At 57.6% G+C, this 12,327-nt stretch carries 13 protein-coding genes and 1 tRNA gene; 8 read left to right on the top strand and 6 right to left on the bottom strand.

Annotated features, from left to right (window positions below):
* Positions 1-23 precede the first annotated feature (23 nt).
* The gene (locus QMK58_RS17995) at positions 24-863 is read right to left on the bottom strand and encodes a TauD/TfdA dioxygenase family protein (protein ID WP_320395166.1); all 840 of its coding nucleotides are present in this window, start codon (positions 861-863) and stop codon (positions 24-26) included.
* Between the two features lie 211 nt (positions 864-1,074).
* On the opposite strand from QMK58_RS17995, the gene QMK58_RS17990 reads away from it, so the two are divergent.
* On the top strand, positions 1,075-1,755 hold the full coding sequence (locus QMK58_RS17990; protein ID WP_320395165.1) for a TetR/AcrR family transcriptional regulator: 681 nt from the start codon (positions 1,075-1,077) through the stop codon (positions 1,753-1,755).
* Positions 1,756-1,874: 119 nt separating this feature from the next.
* On the opposite strand, the gene QMK58_RS17985 is transcribed toward QMK58_RS17990, so the two are convergent.
* A complete protein-coding gene (locus QMK58_RS17985; protein ID WP_320395164.1) occupies positions 1,875-2,084 on the bottom strand; it encodes a hypothetical protein in 210 nt (69 codons plus the stop codon).
* Between the two features lie 295 nt (positions 2,085-2,379).
* On the opposite strand from QMK58_RS17985, the gene QMK58_RS17980 reads away from it, so the two are divergent.
* Positions 2,380-2,847: an HNH endonuclease gene (locus tag QMK58_RS17980; protein ID WP_320395163.1), complete on the top strand. Its 468-nt coding sequence runs from the start codon at positions 2,380-2,382 to the stop codon at positions 2,845-2,847.
* A gap of 198 nt (positions 2,848-3,045) precedes the next feature.
* Here the strand turns inward: QMK58_RS17980 and QMK58_RS17975 are convergent.
* Positions 3,046-3,133 (bottom strand) — tRNA-Ser (locus QMK58_RS17975).
* Positions 3,134-3,255: 122 nt separating this feature from the next.
* On the opposite strand from QMK58_RS17975, the gene QMK58_RS17970 reads away from it, so the two are divergent.
* The gene (locus tag QMK58_RS17970; RefSeq protein WP_053158434.1) at positions 3,256-3,927 is read left to right on the top strand and encodes a Bax inhibitor-1/YccA family protein; all 672 of its coding nucleotides are present in this window, start codon (positions 3,256-3,258) and stop codon (positions 3,925-3,927) included.
* 65 nt (positions 3,928-3,992) lie between these two features.
* Here QMK58_RS17970 and QMK58_RS17965 read toward each other — a convergent pair whose 3' ends face one another.
* Positions 3,993-4,430 carry an Lrp/AsnC family transcriptional regulator gene (locus QMK58_RS17965; RefSeq protein ID WP_007987480.1) on the bottom strand — a complete coding sequence of 146 codons (438 nt, stop codon included), beginning with the start codon at positions 4,428-4,430 and terminating at the stop codon, positions 3,993-3,995.
* Positions 4,431-4,565: 135 nt separating this feature from the next.
* Between QMK58_RS17965 and QMK58_RS17960 the strand changes: the two genes are divergently transcribed.
* Positions 4,566-5,459, top strand: a complete 894-nt coding sequence (locus QMK58_RS17960; protein ID WP_053158435.1) for a DMT family transporter — start codon at positions 4,566-4,568, stop codon at positions 5,457-5,459.
* Between the two features lie 15 nt (positions 5,460-5,474).
* Here the strand turns inward: QMK58_RS17960 and QMK58_RS17955 are convergent, their stop codons facing one another.
* Together QMK58_RS17955 and QMK58_RS17950 are read right to left on the bottom strand one after the other, a co-directional pair.
* Positions 5,475-6,512, bottom strand: coding sequence for an FUSC family protein (locus tag QMK58_RS17955; protein ID WP_053158438.1), 1,038 nt, complete (start codon positions 6,510-6,512; stop codon positions 5,475-5,477).
* Between the two features lie 47 nt (positions 6,513-6,559).
* Positions 6,560-8,185, bottom strand: a complete 1,626-nt coding sequence (locus QMK58_RS17950; protein ID WP_320395162.1) for an NADP-dependent glyceraldehyde-3-phosphate dehydrogenase — start codon at positions 8,183-8,185, stop codon at positions 6,560-6,562.
* A gap of 256 nt (positions 8,186-8,441) precedes the next feature.
* Here QMK58_RS17950 and QMK58_RS17945 point away from each other — a divergent pair, with 256 nt between their 5' ends.
* From QMK58_RS17945 to QMK58_RS17930, 4 genes are all read left to right on the top strand, one after another.
* Positions 8,442-9,329 carry a Dyp-type peroxidase gene (locus tag QMK58_RS17945; RefSeq protein ID WP_320395161.1) on the top strand — a complete coding sequence of 296 codons (888 nt, stop codon included), beginning with the start codon at positions 8,442-8,444 and terminating at the stop codon, positions 9,327-9,329.
* 237 nt (positions 9,330-9,566) lie between these two features.
* A complete protein-coding gene (locus tag QMK58_RS17940; RefSeq protein WP_053158449.1) occupies positions 9,567-10,319 on the top strand; it encodes a GntR family transcriptional regulator in 753 nt (250 codons plus the stop codon).
* On the top strand, positions 10,316-12,046 hold the full coding sequence (locus QMK58_RS17935; RefSeq protein WP_320395160.1) for a fumarate reductase/succinate dehydrogenase flavoprotein subunit: 1,731 nt from the start codon (positions 10,316-10,318) through the stop codon (positions 12,044-12,046). Before QMK58_RS17940 ends, QMK58_RS17935 begins: the two co-directional genes overlap by 4 nt.
* Positions 12,047-12,072: 26 nt before the next feature.
* Positions 12,073-12,318 carry a ferredoxin family protein gene (locus QMK58_RS17930; protein WP_003180418.1) on the top strand — a complete coding sequence of 82 codons (246 nt, stop codon included), beginning with the start codon at positions 12,073-12,075 and terminating at the stop codon, positions 12,316-12,318.
* Positions 12,319-12,327 lie beyond the last annotated feature (9 nt).

Genomic DNA, 12,327 nt, shown 5'->3' with positions numbered 1-12,327 from the left:
GCTTCAGTTGAGCAATAAATAATTCACGCGTGGAAAGGCCCGCGGGCGAAAACCGAAGTGCGCTGCATGCGCCGTTGGTGCGGTTGATAGTCCAGGATGGCGTTGTGGAGCACGCTACGATTGTCCCAGAGCACCATGTCACCGACACGCCAGCGATGGCGGAAACCGAATTGAACGTGTTGGCAATGCGCATTCAGGTAGGCGAGGATGGCACTGCCCTCGGCGCCGGCCAGGCCGTCGATGTGGGTGGTGTAGGTCGGACTCAAATACAGCGCCTTTCGACCTGTCACCGGATGCTGAATGACCAGCGGATGCAGGTGCCGTCGGTTTGCTTTGATGACCTCAACATAGCGCTCGTGCGTGACGACGTTTTGGTGCAACGCTGCGGTCATAGGCCCGTTCATGTCGTGCCAGGCGCTGAGGCCTTCCATGTAGTGCTTCATGCGCTCGGAAAGCGCGTCGTAGGCCGTCGTCATGCTGATCCAGCAGGTGTCGCCGCCACACGGCGGCAGGATCTGGGCGTGAGTCATGGTGACAATCGGTGGGCTGGGCAGAAAGCTCTCGTCGTGGTGCCACATATCAGCTCGATCACCCAGCTTGGAGTCGATTACGGTGATCTGTTCAAGGCCATCGCCCAGGTTGGGGTAGAAGGTGTGTACTTCTGGCTCACCGAAATACCGTGCAATCGCCAAATGTTGCTCGGGCCTCAGTTCTGGGACGTGCAGTACGATGGCTTCGTGTTTGAAAAGTGCAGCCTCAAGTGCTGCCAACGTTTCCGGTAAAACCAATGAAGCCGTATCTAGATCGAGAACTTCGGCACCCAGAGTTGGGCCAAGCTGCCGAACGGTAAAAGATGCTGGCATGGACAATCTCCCAGTAGGGTTGGAACATCCGATTTCAAGGGCGCATTACTACGCGTTTAGACGTTGTCTGATCGACGAAAATAATCATACTTACGTCGCGACTGTTGAGATATTCGCATTCACCAAGCGACAAACATGCTGATTAACGAATTGATTTGGTTGAAGAAATTAGAAATTTTGAAGCCTCGATTAACGCGACCCTCGGATTTACATGAATAAGAAAAGTGATGAAACTACGATGGGCTCAGGGCCCTCATCGGAGCAGTTGCCCGCTTTACGCAAGCGACCGTCCCAGTCACGCTCTCGCGCACTGGTCGCTGCCGTGGAGCAGGCGTGCCTGCGGATCTTGGATGAGGCGGGCGAGGAAGCGCTAACCGTCGCGCGCGTCGCGGAGATATCAGGGGTCGCAGTCGGCTCGATCTACCAATATTTCCCCAACAAGGATGCGATCATTGCCCTGCTGTACGAGCGTGTTCTCGACGAAGAATCCGAGGAGCTACTTAGGGTGCGCGAAAGACTGATTGGCGTACCATTAAAAATGGCGCTGCGCGATATTCTGGCCAACATTATTCGCGTCGAAACACGTCTGTTCAAATTGAACAAGGCCTTTCACTTGCGTTACCACTCTGCTCTGCACTTGGGCATGTGGCGGGGCCCTTACCACACGACGAGTGAATTCATCGAAGCGACCTGGCTCCCACTCCTGCGTATGTACGAGCATGAGATCACTACAGAGCACCCGGATTTGTCGGCTTATTTGCTCGGACAGGGGTTACGCAGTGTAATCCGGTCGGTGTTGGAGGATATTCCAGCGCAGTTAGAACATCCCGGCATGCTCGACAGCCTGGTCGCCATGGCTATCGGTTGCCTGCGTCCATGCGCATTGGACTGAATGGGACACATGAAGCACCAGGATTTCGTCGCCCCCCTCATGCCATATGTGCCCAACGTTCTGATATCAGCTGCCACGTTCGCTGTCTCCACCAAAATGCCCCTCTTGGCCGATTAGAGTCACTCCGGTGCCATCATTACAGCGAGCGTCATCTTGATGAACTCTTCATTCTTATCGATGGCTTCCAGGGCTCCGCGCACGTTGTCGGCGACGTCCGCCGATCCGCGCTGCTCGACCCAATTCGAAAGCTCCATGATGGCGGCTTCTAGGGCGAGTTGGTTTTCGTTGAGCTTGTAGAGCAGGGAAGGGAGCAGATCAGAATTTGGCATTGCGAAATCCTCCGTGGAGATTTCAGCGTAGCAGTCGTCAATTTGGGGGGAAGGGAAGAAGTGGGTAGTCCGGCAGAAAGCCGTGAGGGTTGTGCGCAAAACCTCCTCTGGAGGCCGTGTGTTTCCGTTTGCATAAGCACAAAAAAACGGATGTTTTGCCATCGCTGAAGGTGGTTGTATCCCTTTTAAAACAATAGGTTAGGCTTCTACAGTCCCCAACATGGGGTGCTAGTGCGTTACTTCAGGTTGACGAGTGATAATCCATTGCCCGCCATAACTATCCGGAAATCATGAAATGGCCAAAGACACACCATCTATGGCAAAAAATAAAATGCGCCGATGTCTCGCCGCGATTCTTGATCCACACCCATCGGGGGTTGAAGTTGAAGAGCTCTGGAATTACTTCCAGTCTTCTTGCGCCTATTGTGGCATTCCTCTGACTCGTGCTTCGCGTACCGGGCACCTGGACCATATCGTATCGTCCGCTTTGGGTGGCTCGAACGAAATCCACAACCATCTTCTTTCATGCAATAAGTGCAATGGGGATGAAAAAAGGGAGGAGGATTGGCAAAGCTTTTTGGCGGGAAAGGTGGCGGATAGCGACCTGGCGTCTGAACGGCGTGCTCATATTTCAGTCTGGATCGGACGCGCCGGTCGCGAACCTCTTGATCCATCGGCCAAGGCTCAAGCTGAAATTATCATCAGTCAGGCATTGGAAAGCTTTGACGAGGCGGTAAAAAAGATTCGAGCGCTGCGCCCCTGATCGGAGCATCGGAAGTACCCGGACTGCGTCAGCTACCCTCCGAAAATGGGAGTAGGGGCGGCGGTCGGCAGGACGGAAACGGGCTGAGTTCTGGAACACTTCCAAAATAGTTATGGAACACATGCAGAGCGTCGAGATTTTCGGCAAACCCCAGAAACGACAAAGCCCTGAATAATCAGGGCTTTGTCGGTACAAATATGGCGGAGGCGATGGGATTCGAACTCATGGACCTGTTACAGTCGACGGTTTTCAAGACCGTTGCCTTAAACCACTCGGCCACACCTCCGTTGCGTTGCGGGCGCCATAATACCTGAATGAAACACACTGTCAAACTCTCTGCATGGCTAGTTTCAGGGTGTCTGTTATGATCTTTGCGACTGAACGTTTCAAACCAACAGGAGTGTCGCCATGCGCGAACAGGATTACGCAGTTAATAACAGCGTGCAGGCTGAGCAGCTAGAGGTTAGCCGCGTCCTGCGTAACACATATGGCTTGCTCGCCCTGACCCTGGCTTTCAGCGGTGTGATGGCCTACGTTGCCCAGCAGATGCGTGTTGGCTACCCGAATATTTTCGTGGTGCTGATCGGCTTTTACGGTCTTTTCTTCCTCACCAACAAACTCCGCGATTCCGCCTGGGGCCTGGTGTCGGCATTTGCCCTGACCGGTTTCATGGGTTTCCTGCTCGGCCCAATCCTCAACCGTTATCTGGGCATGCAGGGTGGCGCTGAAGTCGTCAGCTCGGCGTTCGCGATGACAGCGCTGGTGTTCGGTGGTCTGTCGGCCTACGTATTGATCTCTCGCAAGGACATGAGCTTCCTCGGTGGTTTCATTACGGCAGGCTTCTTTGTACTGCTGGGTGCGACGCTGGCGAGCTTCTTCTTCCAGATCAGCGGCCTGCAACTGGCGATCAGCGCGGGCTTCGTGCTGTTCTCCTCTGTTTGCATCCTGTTCCAGACCAGCGCCATCATTCATGGTGGCGAGCGTAACTACATCATGGCGACCATCAGCCTGTATGTATCGATCTACAACCTGTTTGTCAGCCTGTTGCAGCTATTCGGCATCATGGGTCGCGATGATTGATCGTCAGCCTTGAATGAAAAAACCCGCTTCGGCGGGTTTTTTCTTGCCGCTGATTGGGTGAAATTTCAGGCCATCGGTGGCAATCGGCGTTTGACCGGTGTTTTCTTGACGATCGCGGTATTGGTTTCGGCGTGGGTATTGAGGCGGTCGAGCAGGGTATCGAGTTGTTCCATTGAGCGAACGTGCAGACGCGCTATGAAGCAGTCGTCGCCGGTCACCTTGTCGCACTCGGTGAACTCGGGAATGGCCATGATCTGCCGTTCGACTTCCTGCAGTTGGCCAGGAAGCGGGCGAATACGCACAATGGCCTGGAGTTGATAGCCGAAGCATTTCGGGTCGATTTCAACGGTGTAGCCTTTGAGCACACCACGCTCTTCCAGGCGGCGCAGGCGCTCGGCAACACTGGGCGAAGACAGGCCGCTGATCTGGGCCAGCGCCTTGAGTGAACGCCGCGAGTCTTCCATCAGGGCCGTGATCAGTACCTGGTCGATGTCATCGGTCATGCTGAAACCTCTATTAGGCATTTTTTCAATATTGCCTTTGCAAAAAAGGCAGATGCCGAGTTTAGCCTTATTTTTGCTCTGGAGATGCCCCTCGGACGGTTGGCATACTTTGTCCACAAACAGAGGAGCCTGATGATGGACAAAACCCTACGCCGCGGTTCGTTTGAAATGACGGCCGCCATGCTGATCTCCGGAACCATCGGCTGGTTTGTGCTGGTATCCGGTCAACCGGTGCTTGACGTGGTGTTCTGGCGTTGCCTGTTTGGCGCTGGCACGTTGTTGTTGATTTGCGCGGCATTCGGCTTTCTGCGCCCCGGCATTCTGACCCGCACCACGTTTCTGCTGGCGGTACTCAGCGGGGTGGCGATTGTCGGTAACTGGGTGCTGTTGTTCGCCTCCTATTCCCGCGCTTCGATTGCCATCGGCACTGCGGTTTACAACGTGCAACCGTTCATGTTGGTAGGACTGGCCGCGTTGTTTCTCAACGAGAAGATAACCGTGCAGAAACTGGTCTGGCTGGGTGTTTCGTTCCTCGGCATGTTGGCGATTGTCAGCGCCCATGGCGGGCAAGGGGAGGGTGGCAGCGAATACTTGCTGGGCATCATTCTGGCGTTGGGAGCGGCGTTCCTCTACGCGATTGCTGCGTTGATTATCAAACGCCTGACCGGTACGCCGCCGCACCTGATCGCACTGATCCAGGTCGGCACGGGCGTGTTGCTGCTCGCACCGTTCGCGCACTTCTCGGCGCTGCCGCAAGCCCCCAGCGCCTGGGCCAGTCTGCTGACCCTGGGCATTGTGCACACCGGCGTGATGTACGTATTGCTTTATGGCGCGATTCAAAAACTGCCGACCGCGTTGACCGGGGCGTTATCGTTTATCTATCCGATTGCGGCGATTTTCGTCGACTGGTTCGCCTTCGGTCATCGCTTGGAGCCGCTGCAATGGATAGGTGTTGCAGCGATTCTGTTGGCCGCTGCCGGTATGCAACAGGGCTGGAACCTGAAGTTTCGCCGGACAGTCACGCAGTAAACCGCACCGGTAGCGTCAGATGCTCCAGCGCGTCGCGCTTTTCGCCAGGCGCTGGCGCATCTCACCGATGTTGGCGGCCAGTTGCTGGGTCAATAACCGGTAGCCGTCCAGCGCGTTATAGACCGGCGCATCCAGGCTGACCGCGGGCAATTCCACAGGTCGACTGAGGCGCAGGGATAAACCGGACTTCAGTGCCCGGGCCATGCCAATCAGTTGTACGCGAATCTGACGATGCTCGGCTTTCAAAGCCGATTGAAGATGAGTCATCGCTTCGGGGTCATTGGAGTCCGGTCTGGTATTGCCGAGGATTTCCAGAGTGCTGACGCACATACGCAGGTTGCGCTGGATGGCGTCCAGTTCGGTCATTGAAATCTTCACTTCCTTGGACACCGACGGCATCAACGAACGCAGTTGCACCATCACGCTATTGAGGCGATTCATCAGTTTGAGGTGTTCGTCGGCGGTGATGGGCTGGCCGTCGATGATGCGCCCGTAGACTTTCGCACAGTCGCGCAAGGCATCGGCCAGGTTGTAGCGCCAGGAATAGACTGCGTAGAGGGGCAGGGCGAAGGAGAATGCCAGGGCCAGGGCGATGCCGATCAGGATGTCCACCCCACGCCACAAACCATCGGTGATCGGATTGTCGCCATGCCCGGCGACGATGAACACGGTAATGGCCGACAGCAGCGCGGTATATCCGCCCTTGCCGATGGCGTGATAGGAAAAGAACCCGCACACCACCGACATCGCGAAATAGGTCAGCCACGGCATCCCGAGCCAGGCCTGTTGCAGCACGAGCAGAAGTCCGACCGCCGCGCCAATCAACGTACCGGTGGCGCGCTCGGCGGCTTTTTTACCAATATTGCCGTGGTGCTGCAAGCCGCCGATCACCACCAGCATCGTCACCGACGCCCATTCGCCATGGGGCAGGTTGATCCCGGTGGTCAGCAGGATCGTCGCCAGCAATCCCAGTGCCACCCGCACCGCGTGGATCACACGCGCATGGCGATAGCGCTGATAGGGATCGAGCAGCGGGCGCAGTAACCGTCGCATCCACAGCGGCAGTCGATGGCTTGTCGATGTAGTCAGACCCGGTCTCCTCAGAAAATGTAATCGGTGGTCAGGAAACTTGAACGGCGGCCGCTGATGATCTCGCTGATCAGGTCCTTGTTGGTCTCCTGGAATTTGGTCGCGACCAACGTGCGGATTGAAAACACCCGCAGTGCGTCATGTACCGACAGTGTGCCCTCGGCGGAGTTCTTGCGGCCATTGAATGGGTAAGTGTCGGGGCCGCGCTGGCATTGGGCATTGAGGTTGATCCGGCCGACCTGGTTGGCGAAGGTATCGACCAGTCGCCCAACGGCCACCGGGTTGGTGCCGAAGATGCTCAACTGCTGGCCGAAGTCCGATTCCAGGACGTAATCGATCACCGTGTCCAGATGGCGGTAAGGCACAATGGGTACCACCGGGCCGAACTGCTCCTCCTGATAGACACGCATCTGTGGCGTGACCGGGTAAAGGACCGCCGGGTAGAAAAACGAAGCACGGGCTTCACCCCCATTGGGGTTGACCACCCTGGCGCCTTTGGCCTCGGCATCCGCTACCAATGAATGCAGGTAATCGACCTTGCCCGACTCCGGAAGCGGTGTCAGCGCTACACCGTTTTCCCATGGCATGCCGGGTTTCAGCGAGGCGAGTCTGGCGTTGAATTTTTCGATGAAGGCCTCGACAACGTCTTCGTGGACGAAAAGGATTTTCAACGCGGTGCAACGCTGACCGTTGAACGACAACGAGCCGGTGACCGCTTCACTGACCGCGTTGTCCAGATCCACCTGGGGCAGGACGATGCCAGGGTTTTTTGCATCCAGACCCAGGGCCGCACGCAGGCGGTGCGGTTTCGGGTGAAGTTTTTTAAGGTCACTGGCAGCTTTGTTGGTGCCGATAAAAGCGAAGATATCGATTTTTCCACTGGCCATCAGAGCACTGACGGTCTCGCGGCCGCTGCCGTAAATGACGTTGATCACCCCGGCCGGGAAGCTGTCGCGGAAGGCTTCCAGCAGTGGCCGGATCAGCAATACCCCGAGTTTGGCCGGTTTGAACACCACGGTGTTGCCCATGATCAATGCCGGGATCAGCGTGGTGAAGGTTTCGTTCAGCGGATAATTGTACGGTCCCATGCACAGGGCTACGCCAAGGGGAACTCGACGGATCTGGCCGAGGGTGTCCTGTTCCAGTTCGAAACGACTGGAGCGGCGGTCGAGTTCCTTCAACGCGTTGATGGTGTCGACGATGTAATCGCAGGTGCGGTCGAACTCTTTTTCCGAGTCCTTGAGGTTCTTGCCGATTTCCCACATCAGCAACTTGACCACGGCTTCACGCTGTTCACGCATGCGCGCGAGGAAGGTTTCGACGTGCTGGATGCGTTCAGCCACGCGCATGGTCGGCCAAAGGCCCTGGCCTCGATCGTAGGCTCGGACGGCGGCGTCGAGCGCGGTCAATGCGGTCTCGGCATCCAGCAAGGGTGTGCTGCCGAGAATGACTTGTTCATCGCCATTCGGGCCGCTCAGATAGACCGGGCTGCGGACCTGAGCGAGCGGGCCGGGCCAGATTTCCAGCGTGCCGTCGACCAGGTATTCACGCTGCTCGGTCGCGCCGTCGAGACGGTATTTTTCCGGGATGCTGCCGGCGTCGGGAAACAAATTGCCAAGAATCGGTGCTGTGGTCATGTCGCTACCCCGTAGGTGGTGTCAGCCATGCGCTGGCGACTGCCGTTCAAATTCACTTCAAAGGTTATACGCCTCAATGGCGGTTTGTATTAAGGCCATTGAGCGCTGATGGGCAGAGTAGAGGGGTTGAGTGCCTGGATCTTTTGCTTCAAGCGTAGACCGCAATCGCTATGGGGTGAAATCGGTTCTTTTGACCTGAGAGCACACAAGGGACGGTGCCGGGGGTAAACTTCGCGCTCTTTCAAAAGGAGTTCATATGAGTTACTACCAGCCGGGCATCCTCGCCACCCCTGTTCCGCCTCAAGCCCGCCATATGTTCTTCGCCCTGGTATCGGCCGCTGCACTGCCGGCCGCGCTGGACACACTGCAAGGTCTGGTGGACGGCAAGTCGGCGGTGATCGGCTTTGGCGAATCTCTGGTCAAGGCCCTGGACGGCCACATCGATGGCCTGCGCGCCTTTCCGGCATTGACCGGAGTCGGCGTCGACAACCCGTCGACTCAACACGCTCTGTGGTGTTGGTTGCACGGTGACGACCGTGGCGAGTTGCTCAACCGCAGCAACACCATTGAAGCCGCATTGGCACCGGCCCTGCGCCTGGTGCAGATGAACGAAACCTTTCGCCACATGAGCGGCCATGACCTGACCGGCTACGAAGACGGCACCGAAAACCCCCACGACGAAGCCGCCGTCGCCGCCGCATTGGTGGGTGAGGGCCCGGACGGCACGGTCGGCGGCAGCTTCGCCGCGATCCAGCAGTGGCAGCATGACCTCAAGGGTTTTCATGCGATGTCGTCCGAGGACAAGGACAACATCATGGGTCGCCGCTTGAGCGACAACGAAGAGATCGATGACGCGCCTGTGTCCGCCCACGTCAAACGCACCGCCCAGGAAAGCTTCGCCCCCGAGGCGTTCGTGGTGCGCCGTTCGATGCCCTGGATCGAAGGTGACCGCGCAGGCCTGATGTTCCTGGCCTTCGGTTTCTCCCTCGACGCGTTCGAAGCCCAACTGCGACGTATGAGCGGTCTGGAAGACGGGATTACTGACGGCTTGTATCGCATCAGCCGGCCGATCACGGGTGGCTATTACTGGTGTCCGCCGATCAAGGATGGCCGTCTCGATTTGCGTGCGCTGCGCATCGGCTGAGTAAAAGCCAACGATCGCAGGCTTCCGCAGCTCCTACAGGTGGGCGATCACTGTAGGAGCTGGCTTGCCAGCGAAGAGGCCGGCGAAATTGATGCAAAGCTCAAGGCCGCCTTCGCCGGCAAGCCGGCTCCTGCAGGTCCGGTCGCTCGAATCTAACCTTATGCTCATTCGGTATTTCTCAAGCTTGTCATAACGTCTCTAAGATCACGTCATAACTCGTTATAACAAGTGATCTTCATGACCGATAACGTTCTATCCCTGAGCAGTGTCCCGCTGCACACCCAGCTTCGCGACGTGCTGCGTGCCCGCATCCTCGACGGCCAATATCCGCAAGACAGTCAGATGCCGTCCGAGAGCGAACTCGGTGCGTTGTTCAAGGTCAGCCGCATCACCGTGCGCCAAGCGCTTGGCGATCTGCAAAAGGAAGGGCTGATCTTCAAGATCCACGGCAAGGGCACCTTCGTCGCCAAGCCGAAAACCTTCCAGAACGTCAGCACCCTGCAAGGGCTCGCCGAGTCCATGACCGGTCGCGGCTACGAGGTGATCAACCGCCTGCGCAGCTTCAAGTTCATTGCCGCCGACAAACTGGTCGCCGAGCGACTGCAGGTGGCTGAAGGCGAAACCGTTGCGCAGATCAAACGGGTGCGGCTGATCAACCGCGAGCCGATTTCGCTGGAAATCACCTACCTGCCCAAAGCCATCGGCGAACGCCTGGAGAAGGCTGATCTGGTCACCCGCGACATTTTCCTGATTCTGGAAAACGACTGCGGCCTCGCCCTGGGACATGCCGATCTGGCCATCGACGCGGTCCTGGCCGACAGCGACCTGACCCAGGCGCTGAATGTCGAACCCGGCTCGCCGATCATGCGCATCGAACGCCTGACCCACGACGCCAATGGCCAGCCGCTGGATTTTGAACATCTTTACTACCGTGGCGATGCGTTCCAGTACCGCCTGCGGATCGACCGGCAAAAAGGGGATCAGGCATGACTCGAAACACGCTTGAGCAGGAATACGACATCGTCGTGATCGGCGGTGGCACCGCCGGGCCGATGGCGGCGATCAAGGCCAAAGAACGCAACCGCGACCTGCGGGTGTTGTTGATCGACAAGGCCAACGTCAAGCGCAGCGGCGCGATCAGCATGGGCATGGACGGGCTGAACAACGCCATCATCCCCGGCCACTCGACGCCGGAGCAGTACACCAAGGAAATCACCATCGCCAACGACGGCATCGTCAATCAGGCCGCGGTGTACGCCTACGCGACCCATAGCTTCGAAACGATCGAGCAACTGGACCGCTGGGGCGTGAAGTTCGAGAAGGACGAGACCGGCGACTACGCGGTGAAAAAGGTCCACCACATGGGCGCCTACGTGTTGCCGATGCCGGAAGGGCATGACATCAAGAAAGTCCTGTATCGCCAGTTGAAACGGGCACGGGTCAGCATTACCAATCGCGTCGTGTGCACCCGTTTGCTGAAGGATGAAGAGGGCACCGTCAACGGCGTGATGGGTTTCGATTGCCGCACGGCGGACTTCCACGTGATCAAGGCCAAGGCAGTGATTCTCGCTTGCGGTGCCGCCGGGCGTCTGGGCTTGCCATCCTCGGGCTACCTGATGGGCACCTACGAAAACCCGACCAATGCCGGCGACGGTTACGCCATGGCCTATCACGCCGGGGCTGAACTGGCGAACCTGGAATGCTTCCAGATCAACCCGCTGATCAAGGACTACAACGGTCCCGCCTGCGCCTACGTCACCGGCCCTCTGGGCGGCTACACCGCCAACAACAAGGGCGAACGTTTCATCGAGTGCGACTACTGGAGCGGGCAGATGATGTGGGAGTTCCACCAGGAACTCGAAAGCGGCAATGGTCCGGTGTTCCTCAAGCTCGATCACTTGGCCGAGGAGACCATCCAGAACATCGAAGAGATTTTGCACAGCAACGAGCGCCCGAGTCGCGGTCAGTTCCACGCCAATCGCGGCACCGACTACCGCACGCAGATGGTCGAGATGCACATTTCCGAGATCGGCTTTTGCAGCGGTCACTCGGCCTCCGGTGTGTGGGTCAACGAGAAGGCCGAGACCTCGGTCAAGGGCTTGTACTCGGCGGGCGACATGGCCGCCGTACCGCACAACTACATGCTGGGTGCGTTTACCTACGGTTGGTTCGCCGGCAACAACGCGGCGGAATTTGTCGTTGGACGCGAGTTTTCTGCGCTGGATGCCCAGCAGATCGAAGTCGAAAAGCAACGGGTCTACGCACCGCTTGACCGCGAACACGGCCTGCCACCGGCCCAAGTCGAGTACAAGCTGCGGCGCTTCGTCAATGACTACCTGCAACCGCCGAAAGTGACCAAGAAGATGCAGATCGGCCTGCAACGCTTCAGCGATATCCAGCGTGACCTCGACCAGATCAAGGCCCACAACGCCCATGAACTGATGCGTGCCATGGAAGTCAGCATGATTCGCGACTGCGCCGAAATGGCCGCCCGGGCATCGCTGTTCCGCGCTGAAAGTCGTTGGGGTCTGTATCACTATCGGGTCGATCACCCGCAACGCGACGATAACGAGTGGTTCTGCCATTGCCATCTGAAGAAAGATGAAAACGGCCTGATGACCAGTTTCAAGAAAGCCGTGGAGCCTTACATCATTGCGCTGGACGCCGAAGAAATGCAGATCTACGACCGACTGCGAGTCCGTGCGGATGCAGCCTGAGCCTCACACAAAAGAGAGACCGTGAAATGGCCTATCAACCCCAGGAAATCTTCTTCCGCTCCAACGCCCCCGTCACCGTCGACGAGGACAAATGCATCGCCCACAAAGGCTGCACCGTTTGCGTCGATGTCTGCCCGATGGACCTGTTGGCAATCAATCCGGCCACACAAAAGGCCTACATGGCATTTGATGAATGCTGGTACTGCATGCCCTGTGAAAAAGACTGCCCGACGGGCGCTGTGAAAGTCGAAATTCCGTACCTCCTACGCTGAAACAAGAAC

This window comes from Pseudomonas sp. P8_241 (assembly GCF_034008315.1).
GTDB lineage: Bacteria > Pseudomonadota > Gammaproteobacteria > Pseudomonadales > Pseudomonadaceae > Aquipseudomonas.
This window is presented reverse-complemented; position numbering and strand designations above follow the sequence as displayed.